The organism is Sphingomonas faeni (assembly GCF_030817315.1).
Lineage (GTDB): Bacteria > Pseudomonadota > Alphaproteobacteria > Sphingomonadales > Sphingomonadaceae > Sphingomonas > Sphingomonas faeni_C.
On record NZ_JAUSZF010000001.1, the window covers coordinates 1,937,978 to 1,963,898 of the forward strand.

Annotated in this window: 19 protein-coding genes and 1 pseudogene; 10 read left to right on the forward strand and 10 right to left on the reverse strand. The window is 59.9% G+C overall.

The features are described 5' to 3' along the window. Positions 1 to 312: 312 nt before the first annotated feature. The 6 genes from QFZ54_RS09015 to QFZ54_RS09040 all read left to right on the forward strand — a co-directional run bounded on the left by QFZ54_RS09015 (position 313) and on the right by QFZ54_RS09040 (position 6,382). Positions 313 to 840: a transglutaminase-like cysteine peptidase gene (locus QFZ54_RS09015; RefSeq protein WP_307086467.1), complete on the forward strand. Its 528-nt coding sequence runs from the start codon at positions 313 to 315 to the stop codon at positions 838 to 840. Positions 841 to 867: 27 nt separating this feature from the next. Next, positions 868 to 1,560 (forward strand): polysaccharide biosynthesis/export family protein, encoded by a 693-nt coding sequence (locus QFZ54_RS09020; protein WP_307086469.1) that lies wholly within the window; start codon positions 868 to 870, stop codon positions 1,558 to 1,560. A 157-nt stretch (positions 1,561 to 1,717) separates the two neighbouring features. Then, positions 1,718 to 2,197 carry a hypothetical protein gene (locus QFZ54_RS09025; protein ID WP_307086471.1) on the forward strand — a complete coding sequence of 160 codons (480 nt, stop codon included), beginning with the start codon at positions 1,718 to 1,720 and terminating at the stop codon, positions 2,195 to 2,197. A gap of 40 nt (positions 2,198 to 2,237) precedes the next feature. Next, the gene (locus QFZ54_RS09030) at positions 2,238 to 3,548 is read left to right on the forward strand and encodes an outer membrane beta-barrel protein (RefSeq protein WP_307086473.1); all 1,311 of its coding nucleotides are present in this window, start codon (positions 2,238 to 2,240) and stop codon (positions 3,546 to 3,548) included. 25 nt (positions 3,549 to 3,573) lie between these two features. Beyond that, positions 3,574 to 5,733 (forward strand): GumC family protein, encoded by a 2,160-nt coding sequence (locus tag QFZ54_RS09035; RefSeq protein WP_307086475.1) that lies wholly within the window; start codon positions 3,574 to 3,576, stop codon positions 5,731 to 5,733. Positions 5,734 to 6,094: 361 nt separating this feature from the next. Then, positions 6,095 to 6,382 carry a hypothetical protein gene (locus tag QFZ54_RS09040; RefSeq protein WP_307086477.1) on the forward strand — a complete coding sequence of 96 codons (288 nt, stop codon included), beginning with the start codon at positions 6,095 to 6,097 and terminating at the stop codon, positions 6,380 to 6,382. Here the strand turns inward: QFZ54_RS09040 and QFZ54_RS09045 are convergent. The 7 genes from QFZ54_RS09045 to QFZ54_RS09075 form a co-directional block, all read right to left on the reverse strand. Then, positions 6,375 to 7,622 (reverse strand): O-antigen ligase family protein, encoded by a 1,248-nt coding sequence (locus tag QFZ54_RS09045; RefSeq protein ID WP_307086479.1) that lies wholly within the window; start codon positions 7,620 to 7,622, stop codon positions 6,375 to 6,377. The genes QFZ54_RS09040 and QFZ54_RS09045 overlap by 8 nt on opposite strands. Before the next feature lie 40 nt (positions 7,623 to 7,662). Further along, positions 7,663 to 8,766 carry a glycosyltransferase family 4 protein gene (locus QFZ54_RS09050; RefSeq protein ID WP_307086481.1) on the reverse strand — a complete coding sequence of 368 codons (1,104 nt, stop codon included), beginning with the start codon at positions 8,764 to 8,766 and terminating at the stop codon, positions 7,663 to 7,665. Positions 8,767 to 8,993: 227 nt separating this feature from the next. Then, complete coding sequence (locus tag QFZ54_RS09055) at positions 8,994 to 10,052, reverse strand: glycosyltransferase (protein ID WP_307086484.1); 1,059 nt, start codon at positions 10,050 to 10,052, stop codon at positions 8,994 to 8,996. Positions 10,053 to 10,136: 84 nt separating this feature from the next. Beyond that, positions 10,137 to 11,009 carry a glycosyltransferase family 2 protein gene (locus tag QFZ54_RS09060; RefSeq protein WP_307086486.1) on the reverse strand — a complete coding sequence of 291 codons (873 nt, stop codon included), beginning with the start codon at positions 11,007 to 11,009 and terminating at the stop codon, positions 10,137 to 10,139. 131 nt (positions 11,010 to 11,140) lie between these two features. Beyond that, positions 11,141 to 12,301, reverse strand: coding sequence for a glycosyltransferase (locus tag QFZ54_RS09065; RefSeq protein ID WP_307086488.1), 1,161 nt, complete (start codon positions 12,299 to 12,301; stop codon positions 11,141 to 11,143). An 8-nt stretch (positions 12,302 to 12,309) separates the two neighbouring features. Next, on the reverse strand, positions 12,310 to 12,909 hold the full coding sequence (locus QFZ54_RS09070; protein ID WP_307086490.1) for a sugar transferase: 600 nt from the start codon (positions 12,907 to 12,909) through the stop codon (positions 12,310 to 12,312). Positions 12,910 to 13,147: 238 nt separating this feature from the next. Beyond that, on the reverse strand, positions 13,148 to 14,095 hold the full coding sequence (locus QFZ54_RS09075; protein ID WP_307086492.1) for a cell wall hydrolase: 948 nt from the start codon (positions 14,093 to 14,095) through the stop codon (positions 13,148 to 13,150). Positions 14,096 to 14,426: 331 nt separating this feature from the next. Here QFZ54_RS09075 and QFZ54_RS09080 point away from each other — a divergent pair, with 331 nt between their 5' ends. Next, a complete protein-coding gene (locus tag QFZ54_RS09080; RefSeq protein WP_307086493.1) occupies positions 14,427 to 15,860 on the forward strand; it encodes a hypothetical protein in 1,434 nt (477 codons plus the stop codon). Positions 15,861 to 16,401: 541 nt separating this feature from the next. After that, positions 16,402 to 17,952 (forward strand): lipopolysaccharide biosynthesis protein, encoded by a 1,551-nt coding sequence (locus QFZ54_RS09085; protein WP_307086495.1) that lies wholly within the window; start codon positions 16,402 to 16,404, stop codon positions 17,950 to 17,952. Between the two features lie 70 nt (positions 17,953 to 18,022). On the opposite strand, the gene QFZ54_RS09090 is transcribed toward QFZ54_RS09085, so the two are convergent. Then, entirely contained in the window at positions 18,023 to 18,976 is a 954-nt protein-coding gene (locus QFZ54_RS09090; RefSeq protein ID WP_307086497.1) for a beta-1,6-N-acetylglucosaminyltransferase, read from the reverse strand. A gap of 1,554 nt (positions 18,977 to 20,530) precedes the next feature. On the opposite strand from QFZ54_RS09090, the pseudogene galE reads away from it, so the two are divergent. Beyond that, positions 20,531 to 21,284: pseudogene (gene galE, locus QFZ54_RS09095) on the forward strand (UDP-glucose 4-epimerase GalE); the annotation flags it as partial. A gap of 186 nt (positions 21,285 to 21,470) precedes the next feature. Here the strand turns inward: galE and QFZ54_RS09100 are convergent. Continuing rightward, the gene (locus QFZ54_RS09100) at positions 21,471 to 23,273 is read right to left on the reverse strand and encodes a glycosyl hydrolase (protein WP_307086499.1); all 1,803 of its coding nucleotides are present in this window, start codon (positions 23,271 to 23,273) and stop codon (positions 21,471 to 21,473) included. A gap of 507 nt (positions 23,274 to 23,780) precedes the next feature. Here QFZ54_RS09100 and QFZ54_RS09105 point away from each other — a divergent pair. Further along, the gene (locus QFZ54_RS09105) at positions 23,781 to 24,848 is read left to right on the forward strand and encodes an acyltransferase family protein (RefSeq protein ID WP_307086501.1); all 1,068 of its coding nucleotides are present in this window, start codon (positions 23,781 to 23,783) and stop codon (positions 24,846 to 24,848) included. Between the two features lie 128 nt (positions 24,849 to 24,976). Here QFZ54_RS09105 and galU read toward each other — a convergent pair whose 3' ends face one another. Continuing rightward, on the reverse strand, positions 24,977 to 25,849 hold the full coding sequence (gene galU / locus QFZ54_RS09110; RefSeq protein ID WP_307086503.1) for a UTP--glucose-1-phosphate uridylyltransferase GalU: 873 nt from the start codon (positions 25,847 to 25,849) through the stop codon (positions 24,977 to 24,979). Positions 25,850 to 25,921: the final 72 nt, after the last annotated feature.

Genomic DNA, 25,921 nt, shown 5'->3' on the forward strand with positions numbered 1-25,921 from the left:
TGCTCCGTCATGAGGCAGTGAACGCGACGATTTAAAATCCTACGAGTCCAGCGACCATTCCCAGGCGTCGGCATTGGACGAATGCGGCCTGCGACAAATACTCGTCCAATACTGGACGAACCAGGCCAGCCTCAAAGTCCATAACGGCCTGTAGGTTAATCGCGATCGCCAGTAAGTTTCCAAGCGGTCCCGCGCTTTTCGGAAGCGCGATTTAGCATTTCTCAAGACTTTGTCTGCAAAGCTCGATTCCGTGGCAAGGCGGAGTGCGATATGCGGTGGACAAGTATTCGGCTGATTGGCGTGGCGGCCCTGATGGCGCCCCTACCCGCAGCGGCGGCGATCGATCCCTTTCTCACGCCCCGGCAGCAAATCGCAGCACCCAACGGCTTCGTCGTCATGTGCCGCACGCAAGCCGATGCCTGCAGCGACGTGGCGGGCGCGTCGACAGCGACCGCGGATCGCTGGGAAACCCTTCTCCGCCGCGTAAACCGCCGCGTTAATCGTCACGTCCGGCAGGTGTCGGACGTGACGCGCTTTGGTCAACGCGATCTGTGGCGCGCCAGCGGCATCGCTCGCGGCGCCGTTGGCGATTGCGAGGATATAGCCCTCGAGAAACGCAGGTTGTTGATCGCTGCTGGGGCGCCGGCCGATCGCCTGTTCCTGGCGGTGGCCTATGGAAGAGGCGGTGTCGGACTCCACCTCGTCCTGATCGCACGTACCGATCGTGGCGACGTCGTGCTCGACAGCCGCTCCTCGTCGATCACGCCCTGGTCGAACGCGCCCTATACCTGGATCGCGATGCAGTCGGCGATCCGTCCGGAAACTTGGTTCAGCGTCTGATCATCAATTCCCTGTTAGGCCAAAGGGATGATGACCTATCGCCATGATCGAGCATTGCCGCGTGATACGCTGTTCTGTAAGACGATCCAAACAACCAGAGGCCAAACCTTGAAGACCTTCCTGCTGCCTTTCCTCTGCTTGGCTCTTGCTCCGGTGTCGACCGGGGCGACGGCACAGATGGTACCCGCATCGCCGGGAACGATCACCGGTGCGCCGCAGTCGGCCACGGCCTTGCCGGTCGCGGGGCTGTCCAAGGTCGACAGCGACTATCGACTCGGCGTTGCCGACAAAGTGCGCATTATCGTGTTCGACGAGCCGACATTGTCGGGCGAGTTCCTCGTCAATGCCAATGGCAGCCTCTCGATGCCGCTTATCGGCGACGTACCCGTGGCAGGCCTGACCGCCTCGGTCGTCACAGAGTCCATTCGTAAGCTTCTGGCCGACGGGTTTCTCAAGGATCCCCAAGTCAGTATCGATATCCTGACCTTCCGCCCGTTCTATATCCTGGGAGAGGTCAACAAGCCTGGCGAATACCGCTATTCCAGCGGGCTGACGGTGTTCAACGCCGTCGCCACCGCAGAGGGCTTCACCTACCGCGCGAACAAGAAGAAGGTCGTGATCAAGCACGCCGGCGAAACCGAGGAAACCAAGCAAAAGCTTACGCCAAACCTTCAGGTTCGGCCCGGCGACACGATTCGCATCCAGGAGCGCCTATTTTAATTCGTCTCCCGAGGCAGTGCAGGGCTAACGCCTCGGGATAAGACGCGGCGGAAAACGAAACCGTACCATTTTCGGACACCCGATTTCCGGCCAACCTCCTGCATTGCCTGGGTTCTTAGCGCGTGCAATAGAGCCGGCAAAAGAGGGGAACCCTGATATGAGCACTAACCGTTTTTGGGCGATCAGCCTGGTTGCCCTTTGCGCAAGTTCGCTTTCGGTCGTTGCAGACGCGGCGCCGCAGCCACAAACTCGTACGGCTACGGCCGGCGATGCGTCCAAGGCCAAGTCCTACGGTCTGGAGAATCCCGAAGTTCGCCGTGGCTATGAGGTGATCCTCGCTGCGATCGCCTCGGTGCCTGCGCAAACCGGCAAGCGTACGCAATATCAGGCCCAGATCGCCTACGCGCTGGATCAGGCGCTGCTCGATTGCCCGACTACGCTGGCGGCGCTCGACATGGCATCGCGTCAGCCGGGTTTTGCCCGGCCGACATATGGCGCCCTGCGTGATGTCATCACCGCGGCTGCCCGGTGTGACGTCAACGGCATCGCGCAAATCGACGGCGGCCCGGCAGGCCTGCGACTCGGCGCCGGACCTGGTACGGGCTTCGGGGGCGGTAGTTCCAATTACGGAAGCTGATGCGGCCGTAACTATTGGTTCTAATGGGGAATAAAATATCATGAAGCGCAACGCGACATGGGCCGCAGGGGCACTTCTGGCGGGACTGTTTACGGGGTTAGGGTCGGGAACGTCCGAGGCCCAGACGGTCGATGAAAATCTCATCACGCCCAACCTTCCACTGGAGTTCGATCGCGGTCGCAATGTCGGCGTGCTTCAGCGTGAGCGGCCTGAATATCAGGCGGTCGGCGTCCGGCTGTTGAACTTTACGTTCTACCCCAGAGTGGAAGCCGGCATCGGCTATACGGACAACGCTTACCAGATCAGCGGCGGATCGGTCAGTGATGGCTTTGTGACGATCTCGCCCTCGGTAACTGCGAGCAGTAACTGGGCGGTCAACCAGCTCACCCTGGACGCGACGTATCGCGCCAAGCGGTTCTTCAGCGAAACTCCGCGTAACGAGGATAATTACAGCGTCGGCGCCAATGGCCGACTCGATGTTACTCGCAGCTTTACCCTGGATACGCAGCTGCGCACGGCGCGCAACACGGAACCCCGTGCTTCGGCTGCCTCGCCGCAAGATGCGGCAGAAGCCGTGCAGTACCGGCAGACCAGCGGGGGAATCGGCGCCACGTTCAGCGGCGCAAAAGTCCGGGGCCAGGTAAACGCGAACTTTGACAGACTGTCGTTCGACGACGTTCGCACCTTCGCGGGCGGTACCCTCGATCAGAATAATCGTGACCAGACGGTATTGCGGGTCACTGGCCGCGGCGAGTTCGCGATCTCGCCTGATACTTCGTTGTTCGCGCAGGTGGGCCATACCGACACGCAATATGATCAGCCACTTGCCTTCCGCGTCCCCAACCGTGATTCGAAGGAAATCAACCTTCTGGGCGGGGCGACCTTCGATCTGTCGGCGCTGATCCGCGGGGCCGTCGGCGTGGGCTATGTCGATCGACGCTATAATGCGCCGATCTACAGGGATCTGTCGGGTTTCGCGACCGAAGCGAAGATCGAGTATTTTCCGTCACAACTCACGACCCTCGGCGTCACCGTCCGTCGGACGGTACAGGACAGCTATTTCTTTAACTCCAGCGGCTATTTCGCCACCGCTGGCGCAGTCCGCGTCGATCACGAATTGCTGCGCAACCTGTTGCTGAACGCGCAGGTCGCCTACGAGGTCGACGATTTCACGGAGAATGCCGGCTCCATCAAGATTTTCCGCGTGAGTGGCGGTGGCCGGTATCTGCTCAGCCGCAGGTTCGGCTTCGGCTTCGTCATCGGCCACGACAAGCGTTCCGGAACCGGCGACATCGCGACCAACACGTTCAACGAGACGCGGGCATTGATTTCTGTCATCGTTCAACGATAATTTTTGCCGAGGGCGTTTCTAACTCATGAACGTACAGCCTGTGGGCGGTGATACCGCGCCGGTCAGCCGCTTCGATCAGTCGCGGCACATGGAACGACGTCCCGTCACGTTGGGTTCGCTGGGCGATGCGATTCGGCGGCGCTGGTGGGTGGTCGCGGCTAGTGCGATCACGCTATTCATCCTTGCGATCGCGACCAGCCTGCTGCTGACGCCCAAGTATGACGCCTTTACCAAGGTGCGGATCATCCCCAACGGTCAGCCCGCGCTGGGCACCGAGGGTAGCGACCGGCCGCTCGACACGACCGCCGTGAACACCGAGGTTACGGTGATCGGCTCGCGCAACGTCGCACGCAAGGTCGTTACCGACCTTGGTCTCTACCGCGACCCGGAGTTCGCGCCCGTCAAGGACGGTACCGTCGCGCCATCACGCGACGAGGCTATCGACGCGGCGACGACCAGCGTGATCAACACGCTCAACATCGGCCGAAACGAAAAAAGCTATGTGGTCACGATCGGCTTCCGCTCACCGGATCCGGTCAAGGCTGCGCGAATCGCCAACGCCATTGCGGAGACGTATGTCGCCGGCACCGCCGACGCGCTCGCCGACAACGCTTCTCGCCAGTCCGCTTCGATCGAGGGCCGTCTGCGTGAGCTGGGGTCGGAGGTAGAGACCGCCGATCGTCAGCTCGCTCAGTATCGCATCCAGAGCGGCATTTCGAAGGGCGGCGCCGGCGGCACCATTACCGATCAGCAGATCGGTCCGCTTTCCTCGCAGCTTGCTACGGCGGATTCGGAAGCCGCTGCCGCTCAGTCCAATGTGTCGGTCGCCGAACGCCAGATCGCCACGGGCGGTACGGAGGCAGTGTCGGCAGTGCTATCGTCGACGGTGATCGCCGACCTGCGTCGCCAACGCGCCGAGGCCGAGAAGCGTAGCGCCGAACTGAGCGCCAAATACGGCCTGCGATTCCCGCTGGTGCTGCAGGTCAGCAAGCAGATCGACTCGCTCGACAGCCAGATACGCCAGGAGGCCCAGCGCATCATCGGCGGGCTTCGCAGCGAGGCGGCTGCGGCGCGGGCTCGTGCCGACAGCTTGCGTGGCCAGCTTAGTGTTCTGAAGGGCGCGATAGCTCGTGATGACCGGGCTTCGGTTTCTGCCAGCAGCCTCGAGCGCAATGCCGAAGCCAAGCGGACCGCCTACACGCGTCTTGCCCAGGCTGCTCAGCAGAACAGTCAGGCCGCACGCCTGTCGCAGCCGCAGGCTGACATCGTCGAAAATGCGACGATTCCGCTCCGCCCCAGCTTCCCCAACATCAAGGCTGCTGGCGCATCGGGGTTGTTGCTCGGCCTGGCCCTGGGCATCGGCGGCGTATTGCTGGCCGAGGGCATGCAGTCGAGCATCCGTAAACCGGAGGACGTCGAGGTTCTGCTCGGGGTACCGTTCATAACGGCCGTGCCGCTGTTGCGGAAGAAGGGGCGCTTCTTCTCGCGCAAGGCCGTCAACCCGGCGGGTACGTTGCTGTCGAACCCGATGACGATCTATGCCGAGGCATTCCGTACGATACGGGGCCATATCGTCGGCAACGGCCAGCGCGCGCCGCTGCGGGTGATCGCACTCGCCTCGACCCTGCCGGGCGAGGGCAAGACGACCAGCTCGTTGTCGCTGGCCAGGGTGATGGCGCTGAGCGGCGACAAGGTGTTGCTGGTCGACATGGACGTCCGCCGTGCCGGCCTCGCGCGCGCGCTACAGCTCAACACATCGGCCGGGCTGGTCGAAGTGCTGGCCGGCACCGCGACGCTCGACGATGCGATCGTCGACGATCAGGTGCCTGGCCTGAAACTGCTCCCGGTTCGCCAGCCTACGTTCTCGGCCGAGGACCTGTTCGGCGGCGGCGCCATCGACGAACTGTTGGCCAAGTTGAAGGGTGAATTTGACTATGTACTCCTCGACACCCCCCCCATGCTAGGCATCGCCGACGCACGAACGCTCGCGACCAAGGTCGATGGCGTATTGCTACTAATCAAGTGGAATTCGACGCCGATTCCGGTAATCGACGCGGCGCTGGCGGGTTTGGAGCAAGACGGCGCGGCGGTGATCGGCGCAGCCCTGACCATGGTCGACCCGAATTCCGAAGCAATGGGCGCTCATTACTACTCCGCTCACTACTCTGCGTATTACCAGAACTAAACGCGAGCTCGGCAGGTGATCGGCCGGTTCAAATATGCCAGTTTGGCAGTCATGACCGTCACCGCTGCCGTATCTACGCTCGATATGATCCGGGGGCGGCGGGTGGAGGCGGTCCGTGCGGTATTCGCCAGCCCGTCGCGGATGGGGCGCGATCAGTTGCTCGCCGACTGGGAACGTCACCGCGGAAATGAGCAAACGATGTTGGCTGCAGCTACGCCGCCGGAAGCTCTCGCGCTGGCGGCGTTGTGGATCGATCAGGCGGCAGCCTCGCCACCGCCGCTCCAGAAACGGGGCGCTCGCATATGCCGACACTCTGCTCGCAGAAGTGCAGCACGACAGGCCGCAAGCACCAGGCGCCTCGTTGCTCAAGGTCCGCGCCGACCTGGTGCGGTACGGGCAGCCGGGACGATCAACGATCGTTGCATTCGCGCGGAGCTACGACCACGCCGGCTTCCTCCGCGATGAGGGGATGTGGCGCCTCGCCTTTGCGGCCATTTACTGGCGCGCTTTACCGGACAGGACTCGTACGGCTGCAGTGAACGAGGCCGTGTGGCTGGCTCGTGTCGACGGGCGACAGCGTATCGCGGTCGAGCAACTGGTGGCCGGCACCCCCCTCGCGCTGCCAGTCGCGTTTCGCCTGATCAGCTGACGTCGGGCGAGCGAGCCGGTCTCCCTCCCCACAGCACGCCCAACAGCACACAACTCAAGGCGCCGATCGCCGGCACATTCCATGCGACGTCGACCATGGATGCGCCCGCTGCAATGCCTAGAGCGCCGATCAGCCCGATGTCGTCCACCCGCCACGCACGTCGTGCAACGTTCACGCCTATGACGGCGACGCCGGCACTCAGCATGAGTAAAGCTGGCCACCCCGCCTCCAGCGCAATTTGAAGAGGTGCGTTATGCGCGGCGCCGAAGCTCCAGAAACGTAACGCCGTCGCAGGGGCAAGGCGTGCTTGATTGAGCTCGAAGAAACTGCCGGGTCCCCACCCCCACAGCGGCGCATCCATCGAGTAACTCCAATACGTCGTGATGATATCCCAGCGCGACAGGCTATCGATCGGCAGCGCCCGGTAGCGCGGGAACAGTGCTTCACCGCCGACATACGCTACCCCGATGATCACCAATCCCAGCGGCAGGGCCAACTCCGCAGCCTGTCGCGTGCGGCCTAAATGCGACGCAGCACGACGTTGCCAGATCACTGCGATCATCACGATCATTGCCGCGAGCGTGAGTGTGAACGCAGACCGTGATTGCGTCGCCATGCATAACACCAGCGCCGCGATCAACGGCACCCAGAACAGCCGTGTCAGCCACCCCCGGTGGACCTCGGTTCGACCCCGTATCACTGCCAAGCACAGTGTGGCGGTCATCCCGAAATAGGTGCCCGCCGCGTTCCAATTCCCGATGGTAGCGGCAAACCGCCCCTGCCCTGTGCCAGCGAGGAACTGCCAGGGTAGCGGGGTGAGGATTACGGAAACAGCATAACATCCACCAGCAGCAGCCAACCACACCAGCAAAGGTCGGACGTTGCGAAGACGGTAGGTTACGGCGCAGGCGGCCATGACAAGAGATACTTGGCTGATCGCTTCGGCCAACGCTGGCATCAGCCGGTCCGGCGCAGGGTTGGGCGGGACATCTAGCGCAGTTGCGACCCCGATCGGCATCAGCCGAGGAATTCCCGCCCACAACAACGCGGCGCAAAAGAGTATCAGCGGCGCTCGCATCCGCACCCAGATGCGCGACGAGGGCTCGACAGCCAGTAGGATCATCCCGGCGACCAGCACATTGACCAACGCCGCGGCGGGGCGCGTTGCCCAATCATTGCTGCCCCCCGCTGCTACCTCAAGCGTGATCGTCGCGGCGAGCAGAGGGGGTGCCCAACGCATGCCTCGCCAATACAGGGCGATAGCGGTCTGAGCCATGGCGTTAAGCTGTACGGGGCGCGGCAAACCGCTTGATTGTCTCCACTATGCGCCGCCCTGCCGCGTCCCACGTGAACTGGTCGCTTTGCAGGCGGCCAGCCTCGACCAATCGTTCGCGCAGGCCCGGCTCGTCACGTATGCGGAGGATGGCGCCCTTCCAAGCATCGGGATCGTGCGGATTGGCGTACAATGCGGCATCCTCGCATACTTCGGGCAACGCGCCGCAGGGAGCAAGTAGCGCCGGGCAGCCGAGCATCATCGCCTCTAGAGGAGGAAGACCGAAGCCTTCGGTCAGCGACGGCATGGCGAAGCACAATGCATCTTCCATCAGCGCACGCATTTGCCCGTCGCTGACCTTGCCGGCAAAGATCGTGCCCGGAGGTACCGCAAGCCCTTGTGCGGCAAACTCATCTGCGTCCGCACCCCCGATGAGTACCAGCCGAGTGTGACCCAGCCCACCTCGACCGAACGCACGCAGCAGCACCTGGATATTCTTGTGGTGCTGCGTGTTCGCCAGCGCGAGTACGTATCCCCGGGGGACCAGACCATGCGCTTCATTGACCGTGAGATCGGGCGTGAAACCACGAACATGATCGACGCCGTTGTAGATCACCGTAATCCGATCGGCCGGCGCGACACCAAACTCGACGAGTTGTCGTGCCGAAAATTCGGACACGGTTAAAATCTGAAGGTGGCGTCTCCCGAGGCGCGGCAGAACAAATCGATACCATTGGCGAAAGGCGCGCGAATAAGATGACGGCATGCTGTAGACCTGCGCGTCATGGATCATGGTGATCGCGTGCTTTGACGTGATCGGGGCCATGTTGCACAGGTTCAGCAGCAAGCTTCCCTTGGCGTAGAGCGGCAGTTCGAACTGCTCCCATGCCTGCCCTCGAAGCCGAGCACCGCTCTCCAACGGCAGGCCGCCATCATAGTCCTTTGTGCTATCACCGGGGCAGCGCACCCTGATGCCCTTGTCGAACAAATGATCGAGCTGATCGGCGTGTTTTTCAACCTGATGCAGTAACTCTCGCGCTACGCGTTGAACGCCGGTTTGTTTTGCCGCCAAGAAGCGACCATTGATCAGGAGGCTATGATAAGAGCGCATAGCCTCAGCGCCACCCGGCCGTGGAACGGATCGGCGCCGTTGGTAGGCAGTTCAGCATTTCAGGTTCAAAATTGGCATAGTGCATATTCCAGGAAGCTACGGCAACTAGTCGCCGAAGAACATTACCGATATCCATGGAACGTACCCAATCGATCTTGCCGTGGATACGCTCGGGGTCACAGCACTCTTCTCTCCATGACGATGCTGTATCGGCTCGGATCGCTACTCTAGCTGATGATTTCATCATACACGTCCAGCGTCGATTTCGCCATAACTGCAACCGTAAGGCCTTCTGTATCGGCGCTCGAAGCGGCACGATAGCGTGCGAGCAGAGCCGGATCGTTGATCAACGACAATAGCGCAGCAGCCATGGCAGCCGGATCGGCCGGCGGGACCAATATCCCATGGTCAGCCCCCCCCACGGCCTCCGGCAACCCATCGACGTCCGTCGTGACCAGCGCGCAACCCATTTCACGAGCCTCGGACACCACAAGGCCAAACGGCTCGCGCAAAGATGCCAATGCGAAGATATCCACCTCGGCCAGCACCTCCCGTGGGTCCCCTACATGCCCGGTGAAATGGATCGAGGCCCCCGCCCCGCTGTCGGCCGCCCGCTGTTCGTAGGCCGTGCGAAACGGTCCGTCGCCGACGATATACAGATGAGCAGCAGGGCATTGACGATGCACGATGGCGAACGCGTCAATGAGATGATCGACTCCCTTCCGAGGGTGCAGACCACACACAGTGGCGATTGCCGGACGAGACAGGGTGGTGCGTTGCACCGGCACTGCCGGGCGCCTCGCGCCACCGATCGTGCCGTTGTGCACGATCCTCAGCTTGCTCGCCGCGACCCCGAACCCTCGCATTTCATCATACACCGACTTGCTGACCGCGATGACGCGGTCGCCGACCCGCATGAGCGGCGCTTGCCGATCGAATGAATTGTGAACGGTCGTGACCAACTTGTAGCCCGACGTCCACGCGACCAACCGCGCTGCGATAGCGGCAGTAACCATGTGGGCATTGACGATATCGGGGCGGATACGTCGCATTACCGGGAGCAGCGACCTTGCCATGGTAAGCATACGCAAGGGGAAAAGTCCGCGGGCGTCGGGAACGTCGATCTTGGTTACACCGTTGCGGACCAACACATCGTCAAAGTCGCCGCGCCCCGATACCAAATATACTTGGTGACCCAAAGCCGCCTGTGCACAGGCCAGATCGACCGCTACGGCAACATGTCCATTTGCCTGAAGCGTATGATTCAAGTAATGTACTATTATCATTTGATCGCTTCACAAATTGGAATTTGTCTAGATATAGAAAAGGTTACGCTGGCACATTTGGCTTGGCGATCAACGCCCACGCATTTACATCTCGAGTATGCGTTCGGGCTTATCTTTTCTTTTCAAGACGTCGGCAATAGCCAACCAATTACCCTCTACTCGCCCCTTCCGATCTACCCACGGCTCGGGCCGCAACGCCTTTAGGTGGTTGGCCAGCATGTTGCGGGTCAGGTTCAGCAACCCCTTGCCTACAGGCATGCTCCCCTTCCGCATCAGATATGCAATATTGGCAACTTGGGAATATCCCAGTTTTCTACCCGAGGTGCGTCCGCCTTTCGCGCCTTGATGCACGCCGGTGAACAAGTTGCTCGTCATAATTTGCTCAGGCCGAGCGACCCTGCGCGAGAAATCGACGTCCTCTTGCCAGCCATAGAGCGGCAACCTCTCATCAAACTGCTCGCCCGAAAGGGCCGATGCTCGATAAGCCATGTTGCATCCGTAAGCGCCAGCCAGAGGCTCGAAACTGGGCGTCTGCCAGCGGTGCCGTTGGTCGAAATCGTCAACCATCTTCCGTGCGTCGGCATAGGAGATGCCCGCCGAGTTAATCCCGTCCGCAAGCAACAGGCCGCTCACGGCGACCAGATCTGGCTGCTCGGTAAACGCACGGACGATACCCTCCAAGCAATACCGCGAAGGCACATAGTCGTCGTCGAAGAACGCAATAATATCTGGGTTCGTGGTCAAAGCCGCCATGCCTGCATTGCGCTGGGTCGTAAGACCTCCACGGCCTGTAATCACACGAGCAGATGGATCGGCAAAGTCATCGGGCAAATCGCTTGCCCGGGCAATTGAATACACCAACTCGCTCGGGGTAAGCGTCTGGTCGGCACAATGCTGCACCCACCGCCCGGCCTCGACGGGGCGACCAACAGTGGCGATGATGACAGCAACTTTCATATTTCCACCCCTAAAGGACACCCGCTCAGGTGTCATGTGGATCCCATGCAGTCAGCAGGGATAGCTTACCGATCAACCGGCCCTACGACGATCTCGGACAAACTACTCGTCGATCACGCCACCTGGCTCGACTAGTCAGCGGCATTGCTCCCAGCGCCGTCGCCGAACACCCGACGGGTGGCCACCTTTACCGCCGCCGAGAAGCCCTCGACGAACCGCGCTCTCGTGAAATTTTGCGCCTGAAGGATCGCCGCGGCTGGATCGAATCCGGGCAACCAGATGTCGAACCGATCCAGCGTTTCCATCACCGCCTCGGCTGTCTGCTCGGGGATGTACAAACCCGTAACGCCATCGACGACCGTCTCGGTCCCGCCTCCACGGCCATAAACCAGCACCGGACGCCCCGCCGCCTGGGACTCGACGGGAATGATCCCGAAATCCTCCTCGGCAGTGAACACCAGAGCGCGCGCGGTCGCGTAGGCTTCGCGCAACTGATCGAATTTCATCCGCGTCGTGAACCGGATATTCGGTCCGCCGCGTTTCTTGAGGTCCGCGAGCATCGATCCGTCGCCGATGACATGGAGCTTGCGCCCGGATCGGGTGAATGCGTCCACGGCGATGTCCGGGCGCTTATACGGCACGAGCTGCCCGACCCAGATGAACTCGTCGGATACCGCATCACTCTGATGGAATTGCTCGACATCGACCGGCGGGTAGACCACCGTCGCCTCACGCCCCCAGAATTTGCGGATGCGACGACGTACGAAATGGCTATTCGCCATGATCAGGTCGGGACGACTGGCGCTTGCGTGGTCCCAGATCCGCAGCCGCGGCGCGACCTTGGACAAAAACAGCTTGGCCCCGCGCCCACCCGCACCGACATATGCGTGATACTGGTCCCAGATGTAGCGCATGGGCGAGTGACAGTAGGTGACGTGCACCGCATCGGGGCGGGTAATCACACCCTTGGCGGGCCCTGCTTCACAACTGATAACAAGATCATAGGCGCTAAGATCCAGCTCCTCGAGCGCACGTGGCATCAGCGCCAGATATTTCTGGTAATGTTTCCGCGCACCCGGAAGCTTGGCAATGCTCGTCGTAAAGATACGGTGCCTTTTCAGCACTTGCGACAGAGCGTCATGGTCGACGACATGGGTAAAGATATCCGCGTCCGGATAGAGCTCGCATATGCGCTCGAGCACCCGCTCGCCCCCCCGCATGGTGACCAGCCAATAATGGATGATCGCAACGCGCGGCACAGCGGCAGGATGCGCCGCAACACTGTCGGACATCTGTACGGTCATCGCGAACCGCGCGCGGCCAACACCGCCGGAATAGTCATAAGCATAATCTTGAAATTCAGTCCGATCGAACGATGACGCGAATACGCGACGTCGAGCGCGACCCGCCGTCGGTAGGTCGTATCGCTGCGGCCGCTGACCTGCCACAGACCGGTGATGCCCGGCTTCACACGGCAATAATCGCCGAACCAACGCCCATAGCGGGCGATCTCCGCATGCACGATCGGCCGCGGGCCGACCGCACTCATCGTGCCGTTGATCAGGTTGAAGAACTGAGGCAGCTCGTCAAAGCTACTCTTGCGCAAGAAACGGCCTACCGAAGTAATGCGCGGATCGCTCCGCAGTTTATGGTCGCGCGCCCATTCGAGGCGGGCAGCAGGATCCTCCTCGAGCAAGCGAGCGAGCCGCTCTTGTGCGTCCACGACCATGGTCCGAAACTTGAAGCACGCGAAGCTCTTGCCGTTCAGGCCGATCCGCTGTTGCACGAAAAATATAGGTCCCGGGTTCGACGCATAAATTATGATCGCCAGCGCGATCATCAAAGGACCGAAAATAAGGATCGCCACGATACCGATCGTCAGATCGAGTAGACGCAGCACAGGCTCGCGCCTGCTGCTACGATCGTCGACGGCAGAATTTGGTACGAATGACACAGAGGGCTGCACAGTCGTCATACAAGCCCTTTTTCTTCATTAGCCATCTTGATCGATGCCGCGTTGCGACGCCGCCCGTCGGATACCATAACCGACAGGCGCGGATAGCCCCATAAAGATATACATTTCCTGAATTTAGACACTTCGCCGAAGCGATGTTTCCCAGGTTTTGCGAATTTCAACATCATTGCCCCGAGACAAGCGGCAGGTTCGGAGTACGGTTCCGTCGTACCGGAAACATCGAGCGCGGTGACTTATCAGCGGGCGGGACGGCAGCGGATTGATCGTTGGCCGAACCGCCCGACTGACGGAGATCGCCGCCCCTGACCGTCTCCAAACCAGCCTGGCCCGATATTAACCCGCCGGCTGAAGCAGCGTCGGACGCCACCGTCGCAGCGGACGCATTGCTTGGCTTAGACGGCAGCTGCACCGGGTCTGGCAGGGGTGCGACATCGGCAACCGTTGCCGGCAACGGCTCCAATGGGGGCACCTTGGGGATCACATCATAGCTATAGGTGGTACGCCCGGGCGGGCGGTAGAAAACGTGATGGCCAATGATGCCTATCTTGGCGAGTTGCGGCGCCCAGGCAGGGAACACTGCCAGCGTATGATAGTGCGTTGCCTGCCCGACCTCTGCCGATGTCACGCCGTTGAGCACCGAGGTGGCCACAGCCGTGGCTACCGCCAAGCCCGCCGCGCCCGGCACTCGGCGAGTCGAGCCGTCGCACGCGAAGCTGAACTGGCACCCTGTCGGCCGCTCGGCACCCTGGTATACGACCTCGCAGATGGTCTTGGGGTAGCGCGGGTTGCGCAGCCGATTGAGCACGACCTGGGCAACCGCGCGCTGACCCGCGATCGGCTCGCCGGCCGCCTCGTAGTAAACCGCTGTGGCTAGGCACTTGGTCGCACTGGCGAGCTCCGGCCCCAACCATTGCGCGACGAATATGGGCGCAACGGGGTTTGGCCCGGTGCTGACGGGCAACGCGAGGTTGCGCGCCATCGCGTCTTGGGCATCGAGTTTTAGAACCTCGCTAGGCAAAAATCGTTCGATCGGCAGATCGGCACTCGGGTCAGCGTCTTGTGCATCGGCCGGCAGCGCCGACCCCGCGCGGCCTTCGATCGTGCCGTCCATCGTGCGCGTTACACCAGGCCCTTCTTGGGCGATCATCGTCAGCGCCAGGGCTGCCGCCCCCAGCATAAGGACCACTAGTAGGACCCATACCACCGATTTCTGCGCCTGCGACAATCTCACCTGAGAACCTCCGGCGGCGCTAGTATCTGTTTCGCGGTGCTCCGCCTAACCCTGTTTCAGTCCAAATATGGGACATCGACCTGGGTCGTTCCGGTTTTCCGGCCAGCCGGCGCATCCCTAGGGAGCCGGTACATCTCGCCTGTCGGTACAAGGTCCGCTATGTGAAAAATTCAACCCGTTGAGATCGGTTTAGCATGATGATGGTCCCGCAATGATAGTGCTGAGCGTGTTCTGGCTTTTGTTCGCCCTCGCCGCCATCATGCCGCTGCGGTGGAGCCTCACGCTTCTGTTCGTGTCGTTGCCGTTCGGCTCGATGACCGTAGTACCTGGATCGATCACGATCCTGCCGTATGCCGCCCTGTCTCCGCTCGTAGTTGTCAAGGTCCTCCTGACTACACGTAATCTGACCAACCTGTGGGACGGCCTGTTCAACTGGAAGAGGCTTGGTTTTCTCACCGCCTTCGTCATTGTCGGACTGATCATTACCTATTCGGCACCGTATCTCTTCCACGGCGCGCCGGTTATGGAACTTACTACAGCACGCCCGGCGCCGCTCGCGTTCACCTCGGGCAACATCACCCAGCCCTTGTACCTGACGATGTCATTCGTGTTGTGCGTTGCCCTGTACATTTTGTTCTTGTCCCCAACCGGCCCCGCGATGCTTTCGTCCGCGCTGCTCGCTGGCGCAACAATGGCGGTGGCGTCGGGGCTCTTGGACATGGCGACGGCAGGCACCGCACTTCTGGCGCCTCTGCGCACCGCGTCATACGCCATCATGGAAGGGGCGGAAGTCGTCAACAGTCGGCGCGTAATCGGCTTCAATACCGAGGCGTCGACTTTCGGGGCCATGGTCCTGTCCTTCGCCGCCATCCTGATCTTCATGTCACCAGCGTCATGGGCGAGTAGTAAGCCGTCCTGGATGCAGAGGGGTTTGATCGGCGCCTTGCTCCTGATGACGGTCCTCTCGACGAGTTCCTCCGCTTATTTGGGCTTGATCACCCTATTCCTGATGTACCTGCTTCGCCTCGCTCTCTTGCTGGTCACGCCACGAACGGGTCTTGATCGGCGTCAATCGACGTCGTCGCTCGTGGCGCTGATCATGGCGGTATTGCTCGGATGTGCGTATGTCGCAGCACGTCCCGCTATCCTCGATGGTCCGATAGCCATCGTTAACAACACGCTACTGGAAAAGGGCGGCAGTGATTCCGCCGATGAGCGCTCCTCTTGGAATCGCATCAGTCTGCAAGGCTTCACCGCTACCGGCGGCTACGGCGTTGGGGTCGGCTCTACCCGTACCTCGAGCTGGGTCGTGGCGGTGTTGAGCAGCACCGGGGTGCTCGGTGCGCTGCTGCTGCTGGCCTTCCTTGCACGGGGATTTTTCGCGTACCTGCCCCGTACCGACCTGGTGATCCGCTTTTCCGCCATTGGAGCACGCTACGCGTTTTTAATCGTGCTGATCCCTGCTGCCGTCGCGGGCACGTTGGTAGACTTCGGCATCTTCAATGCGCTGTTTTTTGCAGTAATGGCTGCGGCGCCAAAACTGCTTGGCGACGCCCGGGCACGGGCTGCGCAGCCACGATCGCCTCGCTACGGACTCAGGTCCCAGCGACTGGCAACACGAGGGCGCCGGATGCAAAGATCCTGATGGCGCCCGTGGCAGAGTAAACGGGCAACTACGACCACAGCCCTATGCTGAAGCTGCCGTGGCAAGCCTCACAGGAACACCGAGAAGCCTTGCCAGCGAATATCTTGGGCCGCGATCCACTAAAGGGTCTTGCGAGCTTTCCTGTCTAGAAGCATGCCACTGACATCGTCGGCAAACGGAGTGCGTTGAAATGCAACCGAAAGGCTTGATCAAAGGCGACAACTGCGATGGCGCGACGAAGCGCATTATGTTGCGTCCAAGGTCCGAGTTGCGCGCCGACGACCGTCGGGCCGAGGCGGTGGAACTCAACCGTGTTGGCGCAACCGGGACGGTCGCCCGCTGGGTTGATCAGTTAGCAGCACGGATTGGCCATGGCCGCACCGATCAGCGCGCCTTACGTCATCGAATCGGCTTGGCTAATGGCCCTGTTCATCAGTATGAGCTTGTTTTCCTTCAGCTACCGTATCCAATGATGGTCTCGCACGGTTGCTCGTGCACTGAGCCGTTCCAGGTGCGAACTGCGCCCTAACGGATTTCCGGCATGTCGAGTGTACCCCCTACCGGACCTGAAACTTTAGAAGGAAATCCCACCGGTGTTACGGGAACGGTGCCTGCCACGCAGCGCACCGCGTTAGCGTCTGTCTCTCTGATAGGCGCGCGATTGGTCAGTCGCGGCATAGATTTTGTGTCCCTGTTGATCCTCGCACGGCTGCTGACTCCCGCGGATTTTGGCGTCGTCGCCGTCGCGATGAGTCTTATCCTGATCGTGGAGGCAGTATTTGAACTGCCGGTCGGGCAGGTTCTACTGGTCGAGAAGTCGGTCAACCGGGGCTTACTCGATACGGCTTTCACCCTGAGCATTCTCCGCGGGGTAGTGCTGGCCATGCTGGTCGGAGCAGTCGCTTGGCCATTTTCGATCTTTTACCAGGATCCCCGCCTGTTGCCGCTCATTTGCGCTCTGGCTTTGGCGCCCGCCGCGCGCGGTATCCAGAACCCGAACATGATCGTGTATGACCGCGCGCTCGATTTTAAACGCCAAATTTCAATCGACGTAACCAGCAAGGTCGTTTCTTGCCTGCTTTCCGGCCTACTCGCCTATTTCACGCGCAGCTATTGGGCGCTGGCAGGCGGTACCGTCCTGACGCCGTTGCTCTCGTTGATGATGTCATTCGCACTGGTGCCGTATCGGCCCCGTCTTACGCTGGTAGAATGGCGGCTCTTCAGCGGCTTTCTCGGCTGGCTGAGCGCCGGTCAGATATTCTCCGCGCTGACCTGGCAGGTCGACCGCTTGGTACTCGGTTGGGCGATGAGCAAGCCTGAGGTCGGGCGCTTCACCATCGCGGACAACCTGTCGGCGCTCCCCACCCAGATTCTATTGAACCCTGTGGTCGGGCCATTGTCGGTATCGCTCAGTCAGGTCCGCGACGACGAACAGCGGCTTCAACGTGCCTATCTGAAGCTGATGAGCATTGTCGCGATGGTTGGCTTTCCTGCGTTGACGGGACTTGCCCTGCTTGCCGACCCGTTCGTCCGCGTCGCGCTCGGCCCTGCGTGGGGCAACGCGGGAGAGATCCTGCGGTGGCTGGCGTTGGCGGCCATCCCCGGCTTGATGTGGACGCCCTTCAATACGCTGGCGCTAGCGACCAAGCGCTCATGGCTGATTTTCAGTCGCCAAGTGTTCGATTTTATCGTCAAGGTCCCTGCTGCGATCGGCCTCATCCTCACTTTCGGGTTGATCGGCGCCTGCATGGCGCGCGGCATCGCCACCACGGTTATCGGCATTGCCAGCCTGTTTGCCGCCCGCAAGATCACTGCCATTCCCATCAGGACCCAGTTGCAAGCGATGGCACGTCCGGCACTGGGCACGGGCATCATGACCGCGCTACTTTTCTGGCCGGTGACTCACCTGTTCACGAGTTCCGGGCTCCCGTTGACGCTGGCGATAATGGCAGGGATTGGCCTGGTAGGAGGCGTCATTTACCTCAGCTCATTGGGTATATTGTGGAAGGCCGCGGGATCACCGGACGGGGGTGAAACATTCCTCTTCTCGTCGCTGGCTCACATACGTTCGGCAGGACACCGAAACCGCTGAAAGTAGATCGAGTATCCAAGTCTAACTCTGCGGGCTTTCGTCGCCGGACGGTGAAGGCCGATGGATAGGCTTAATCCGACAACGCCGCCTTATCGAAGACCTCCAGCGCCGCCTCAGAACGACTTGATGACAACTTACGGGTAAACAGCTTTTCCCCTCGCGAGGCGAGGATCGCTGTCGCATCCTCGGAGGTGGTGATCGGCACCTTGGGCGTCAGGACATGAACATTGCTATAGGCGAACGGGCCGCCAATCTTCGAAATATCCACATACGGTTCGATTGGTGAAGCCTGATCGACATAGGGCGAGTTTTCCACCAACGTATGCAGAAAGATTTCGTCAGGACCGAACGCTGGGCGAAGGAAGTCGGTAAGGCGACGATCGTTGTCCGCCTTTTCCACGCAATACGCAGCGCACTCGCGCGTAAGCGCTACCCAATTGGAACCCGCGGCAAACCGAACGCCTTTCGGCAGACGGCGGGGTAACAGCCTCAACATCCGCTCAAGTACGAACAAAGGACGACGTTTCCAAGTGAATCGGTCAGCCCATTCGCGAAAGAAGCGACCACGGATTCGCCATGTCTGATGGCTGTCATTCGACGACATCAGGTCAAACCGACGGATGAATTGCTGCCTCGGTCGTTTCTGGAAAAAATCGAGGATTTCGCGGTTTGATGCCAATGGGTAATCCGCGCCCGAGATTACCACGAAATGGGTACAGCGCTCGTCCGTAGCGGCAAGCGCCGCCTTGAACGTCAACAGGGTGGATCTGCACTGGCTGAAGCCAGCCCATTTCACATGGATTCGGTCAGCGACAAAATGGACGTTCGGCAGGGTCCGGACCTGCTCCTCGAACTGGGCCAGTGGCGACCTCTTATCGAGGTGAACAAAGGCTGCTGCGTCTGGGTGGCTCAACCGATGCATCAGTCGGCCGAACAGTTGCGGGTCGCCGTGAGCTAGAACGATATAGGCAATGCTGACGGACGGTTTGGTTGCCGGTCCGTCCAAAAACATGTCGTCAGTCATAACGTACCTCGTCAGGCGGCGCTGGTAATTGCACCACGCCTGTAACCGACAAGGCGACTGAGACAATGTCTAAAATCGTTTCTAGGAGACAGATGCGTCGACAATTCAGACGCTTAGATCAGTGGCATGCCAAGCCCCGCTGTTCGTACGACACTAACTCTATATCCAGCACGGTACGGTACCGTAACGACATCAAAGTACCAGCCCAATATCGCGGGAGCACTTCAACTCCGACGAGCTACCGCTGGGAACCGCGCGATAGGGTAACCAAGCTAGCCGCAGCTATGGGATCGTTCGAGGGCCGGGAAGGTCAGAACATACTCCAACAAGCTCTGCGAACACGTGTGGAACGTTGTCCTCTGGACAACGCTCCCCCGGACGGGATCGACGCGTAGACTATGGCAAACCGGTCCGCTTCGATCTCAGGCGGCCCTAACGTTTTATCGTCAACCGCCAACGTGAGATCCGCTCATTGGCGATGGCCGATTTTGACAGATGGGCCTCATGACGAGGGTCCGGGAACTACAAGACAACCACGCCGATGACCGCCCAAAGCGCTAAACTCATCGGCAATGCCAGCAACACGCCATGGGCACCATACGGGTGCCAATTACGGGTTTTCGGCACGTTGCGACCGGACGCCGATGCGAAACCAGCTATGTGTGATGCCATCTTTCCTCTCCACTACGCCTTTATGGCTCTGGAGAGATAAATGGTTAACGCGGCGACGGTTTGCAACAACCTTCAAGCCGGATAGTGCAGATTCATCGCTGAACCGGCGTTCCTCCTTACGGCCTGGAGGCTCCTTTGGGGCCTGCCGCCAGGGCACAATGCCCTGCGGAGATCGTCAAACCATCGCTTCGAAGCACCCTGCCGCTGGATACACCGACGCGGTCCGATACCGGATGATTAAGACCCGCTTCCAAGTCGATACCAGACTCCAGCCACGGACAAGGCGGGCCTGTCCTACTCCTGAAAGTAGTTGCGCATACCGGAGCGCCGCTGACGGCGGCGACGACGACGCCACCACAGTCCCACGCTTCCCAGCAGGATGGCCGCACAAACGCCGAACAAAATGCAAGCAACCAGCAGGCGATCACTTGGTGACATTAATCCCCTCCCGGTGGCGATAACGAATCAGGAACGGCCGAGGAGAGACCACGCCCACTGACAATCTTTCAACTGGCAACCAGGCGACAATTCGCACTGCCATCCTGGCGTGGCAAGAGCCAATGCCATCCCTTTAACGATGAATGATCATAACTCTACCCTAAGTGAAGGATTCTCGTGCAGCGACCGATTCTGGTCGATGTTGGCCCTGCGTGCCCCCCGCCGCCGCCATCTGCTGAGGGGTTTCACCAGACCGTTTGTGATCTTAGCCTCGCAAACTGACTCTCTGATGACAGCCTACCGGCTGCGACAAAATGCGTTGAGTTTGCCCGTTGTGTCGTTGCTCGTACGCTGAGACATCGTCCCCATACGTATGAGACGCCGTTCAGCTTAACGTCCGGGCGCCTCTGCAAGCCGCCCTCGCGATGGCAAACTCCATACTGCGACCCGCTCAAATATTACCGCAACAACACCGCCGCCAGCCGCGCGCTGATCGAAAGCGCGATCGTCGAGGGCGTGCCGCACTTCATCTTCTCGTCGACGGCCGCGACGTACGGCACGCCCGAGAAGGTGCCGATCGCGGAAGGCGATCCGACCTTGCCGATCAATCCGTATGGCATGTCGAAGCTGATGACCGAGGCGATGCTGCGCGACGTCGCGGCGGCGCACCCGATGAACTATGCGGCGCTGCGCTACTTCAACGTCGCGGGTGCCGATCCTAAGGGGCGGAGCGGCCAGTCTACGGTCGGCGCGACTCACCTGATCAAGATCGCGGTCGAGACAGCGACCGGCAAGCGCAGCCATGTCGGCGTCTACGGCACCGACTTCGACACGCCCGACGGCACCGACGTGCGCGATTACATTCACGTGACCGACGTCGCCGCCGCGCAGGTCGCCGCTGGAGGTTTTGGTCGCCGACCCTGCCAAGAGTCACACGCTCAACGCAGGGTACGGCAAGGGCTTCTCGGTGATCGAGGTTCTCGACGCGGTCGACAAGGTTACGAACATGACGATCGAACGTTGGCTAGAAGGGCGTCGCTAGGGCGATCCGGCGATGCTGCTCTCCGACAACAGCGCGATCCTGGCGCAACTCGACTGGACGCCCCGCCACGCAGACCTCGACGGCATCGTGCGAGACGCGCTTGCCTGGGAACGCAAACTCGATGACGGCGCCGTTCGGGCACGTCCAAAGAGGTAGCCTTGCCAAGCTGCACAGAGGCTTCTGCTGGACGGCAGCCAACATGACTGCCGAACAGAAATGAAATGACGAACCGACGCGTCGATATCATGGCTCGGCTATTGAGCCGAGGTGGCTGGTTGCCGTGAGGGGCAACCAGCGTTGCAAGGTTCACGCCGCCAGTAAGCCCCCCCCTCATACCGTTACTCAGCTATTGCGGTAAATCTTGATCCGATAACGGGTATTATCACTTCCGGTGACGTTCTTGTTGGTACCGACGATGATGTTGACCACGTCCCCCCGGCTGAGACTCAGATCCTTCACTTCCATATCGTAATGGCCATTGAAGGCTGTCGAGAATACGGTCTTTGCATTAACTTGGACCGTAAGATCGATGCCGTCGGAGGAACGGCTCGTAACATCCCAGGAGCCCTTGACTGTAAAGGTACCGCTATGAGGCGAGGTGTAGCGCAGTACCGGCTTGAAGATATCTGGTGAACTCGCCGTGCCGAAATCGACGGGATTTAAATTATTGGCGTTGATGTTCAGCGGCCGAAGCGAATCGCTACCGATGTAGGGCATCCAATCAGAACTGCTGATCTCGCCGCCGCCCTGCGTGTACAGCACATCGAAGGTCTGACGGCGAGTGCCATAGGCATAATAGGCCCAGGGGCCTTGATATGTAGCGGGGCCGGACACGTCATAGGAGAAGTCGAACTGGTCATAGCTGTCGGCGACTAGCTGCGTTGCGCCCAAGGTGACGTTGCCCCCATAAACCAGTGGCGTATCGCTGACGATGATGATGGGTGAACCAGCCGTGATGGCCGTCGGCTGTGCGATCTGCGCGCCTTGAGAGTTGTAGAATTTGGCAGAGGCGGTCACGGTTAGGCTGCGCGGCTCGCCCCAGATCACCATCGCGTTACGACCGAACTCATAGGCATAGGTGAAGTCGTCGATCGCGATGCGCACCCCCGCGCCCTTGGCCAGGACCTGCTGACTCATCACCTGGTACGCTTGACCGGGAGCAAGCATCTCACCGCTGAACGAGCTCAGGGCCACATTCTTATACCAGATATCGCTGGCGGAACCTTGCTGGCGCAGCGCGTACCAATCAGCCTCGGCGACACCCGACGTCGCCATTACCGCGATAGCCTTGACTAGATAGCTGGCGGTATCAGGGATGCTATCCATCTCCTTGGCGAATTCCGTAATGTAAATTGGCCGCGCATTCGCACCCATCGCACTGCGTAGGATCGCGAGTTGCTTTTCCAGCTGTTCGGGGTCGGTATCATAAGGGTGGATTGTAAGGCCATCCATATAACTGAGAGCACCCAGCTCAAACAACGGCTTGAAATAGCCTACCGGGATGTCGATAGCGGCACCCCCTAGTATTTTCACGGTAGGATGGCTCGCCTTGACCGCGGTGTAGACGGTACGAAGCATATCGAAATAATATTTTTGGCGTGGACCGTAGCCCTCGGAGAGTACGGGACCAGTAACGAAGTTGAATGCATTATATTCGTTACCGATCTCGATTGCCTTTATCCCTGGGAACCGATCGAGCGTCGCGACTATATATTTGGCATAAGCGGCACGACCGGCATCGGTATAGACCGTATAGCCGTTATCGTAGAGCGGGTTACTGTCGCTCATCAACAAGGTAACCCCAAAGCCTTTGGCGATCAGCGTATCGAGATACGTCACATTAGCCGAAGTGAACTGATAGGTACCGGGAGCCTTCTCGATATCACGCCAGGACACCCCGTCGCGCAGGGTAGTAGCGCCCATCGAACGAGCCGTGTCGAGAATCGAGAAGTTCCAGCCCTGCTGGGAGAACGCCGTAGCAGCGCCAAGCGCCATCGTGTTCGGTACGACAGCGAGAGGGGGCGCGACCGGAACCGGGGTTGGGCTCGCTACGGGGGGCGCCACCGCAATTGGAGCTGGCACCGTGGCTATGGCTTCGGCCTCGCCATCGCCGCCACACGCGCAGAGCAGAAGCAGAACCATCATCGTACATGCGCTCTGAAACTTACCCATAATCTGGTCACCTCTTGAGCCGAGACCAGGCACTTACCCCAAGACAGTTAACGAAAATTGGACCGCACACGACGAATTCGCATGTGAAGGTACCCTGGTTTTCGGATGGGCTTCCGGCAGAGCGGGACGGCAGGAGAAACACATTCGCTTGCGCGGCGCGCCTTCTCGTTCGACCTTGGCAAGCGCCTTCATCAGACCCGCCAGCGGCAGTGAGCGCACGCTTTTGCCGGCACCGACGCCCTCGCCTGGCGTATTGAGAAGGCTTGGTCCATCATTCCAATGTTCATTACGGAAGCTCAATGAAGCTGGTGACCGCTGAACAGCGTCGGCGAGGCTGCGATACATTTGGCGAGCGCTTCACCAATCGGATGATCACCAATCATTCATCGGCCTCGCTCTACTGACAGGCGCGATCAGGCGATTGTTATCGACGAGGCCTGCGAAGACGGTAAAGGGCTTCTTAAGAATTGAGGTACCTCCATGGACATCGCTGGTGCAACGTCATCGACCACATCCCCGCCTGCGTCACTGCCGACTTCGATCAATGCGGAGAGGCGTGAACGCCTTCATTATATCCAAGCGATGCGCGCCACGGCAATAATCATTGTCGTTGCCACGCATTGTCGCGACCCTTTTCTCGAAAATACCTTTATCAGGTCGGACGAAGCTGGCGTTCTGTTTCGCCATATCAACGTTGTATTCATATATATCTCAGGTTTTCTATTTCAGTTCTTACTGGGACGGTTTACCTACTACAGATACCTTCACACGAAGTTGATAAACGTCATTGTTCCTTACCTTGCCTGGTCGATTCCAGCCATTGCCGCCTACTTGATCGGCATAAAATCTCTGAACGGCTTTGACGCACCAATCTGGTTCGACTCCGCCCCAAAATTAGTCTTGTTCATGCTCGCGACAGGCACGCACCTGGCGCCCTTCTGGTTCATCCCGATGATGGCAATCGTCTATATCGCATCCCCGATATTAGTTCGAATGGATCGAACGCCGTGGGGATACTTGGCTATCGCACCTTTGCTGCTGATATCGATCCTGGTCGGACGCTCGGCCCACGACGCGAATCCGATGAAAAACTTCCTGTTTTACGTACCGGTTTACGTGATTGGCATGGCAGTCAGCCACTATCGCGAACAAGTTATACCGCAACTGTCGCGTTATTTTCCCGTACTGCTACTCGCGATCATACTTCCACTAGTCGCAATAGCTCTCGACCCATGGCTCGACAATGTCGAGTTCATCACTAAAATTCTGTTCTGCTTGGGCCTAACCGGCCTTTGCGCGAAATTTTCCAGGAATATACCTAGTTGGGTGAATTATCTTGGAAACATCAGCTTCGGCATATACTTCGTCCACTATTACATCGTTGCAATACTGAACATAGCGGCCAAATCCGTCCTGAACGGCTTTTTCTCCGGAAGCTTTATCGCGTATTCGGTCACGGTTATAGCGGTGCTCGTGCCCTCGATCGTCACCGTCACGATCGCGAAGAAAGTGATGGGGCGTTACAGTCGCATGTTCATCGGCGCATGATGCCGATCCGGATTACGAACTCGAACAGGGACGAACGGAAATTCTGACGCAACATCGGATTTTGCTTCGACCTTCCTCGGCACGCGCACCGGAACGCCTTCTGACGTTCCGGTGCGCGTGCCGATAGCTTAGCGCGCCAGCAGGCCCTTCGCGAACTCGCGAACCACCGGTCCGATGTCGTCGCGGGCCATCGCGATCGCCAGATTGGCCTGGACGTACCCGGCCTTGTCGCCGCAATCATAGCGCTGGCCGTCGAACGTGAAGCCGTGGAACGGCTGGTTGCCGATCAACTGCGCCATCGCGTCGGTCAGCTGGATCTCGCCGCCGGCGCCCTTTTCCTGCGTCTCCAAGATCCGCATCACCTCGGGCTGGAGGATATAGCGGCCCGGAATCATCAGGTTCGACGGCGCGGTGCCGCGCTTGGGCTTTTCGACGAGCGCGGTCACTTCGGTCAGTCGACCGTCGATCGCGCCCGGCGAGATGATGCCGTATTTGTCGGTTTCCGAATCGGGCACTTCGAGCGCACCGATCACGTTGCCGCCGACCTGATTATAGGCCTCGACCATCTGCTTCATGAAGCCGGGCTTGCCGACCATCAGCTCGTCGGGGAGCAACACCGCGAACGGCTCGTCGCCGACGATCTCGCGCGCGCACCAGACCGCATGGCCCAGGCCGAGCGGCTCCTGCTGGCGGACATAGACCGGCGAGCCGGGCTTCATCCGAATATTGCTGATCGCGTCCAGCGACTTGCCGCGCGACCGCATCGTATCCTCGAGCTCGTACGAGATATCGAAATGATCCTCGAGCGCGCCCTTGTTGCGGCCGGTCACGAAGATGATCTGCTCGATCCCCGCCTCCAGCGCTTCTTCGACCGCATATTGGATCAGCGGCTTGTCGACGACGGTGAGCATTTCCTTCGGCATGGCCTTGGTGGCCGGAAGAAAGCGCGTACCCAGTCCAGCGACCGGAAATACGGCCTTGCGCAACGGCTTTATGGTCATTCGATACTCCCTTTGATCTCGTGGGATCGTCTACCGGTCGGTACGCCCGCGCGCAAATCGTCACAGTGAATT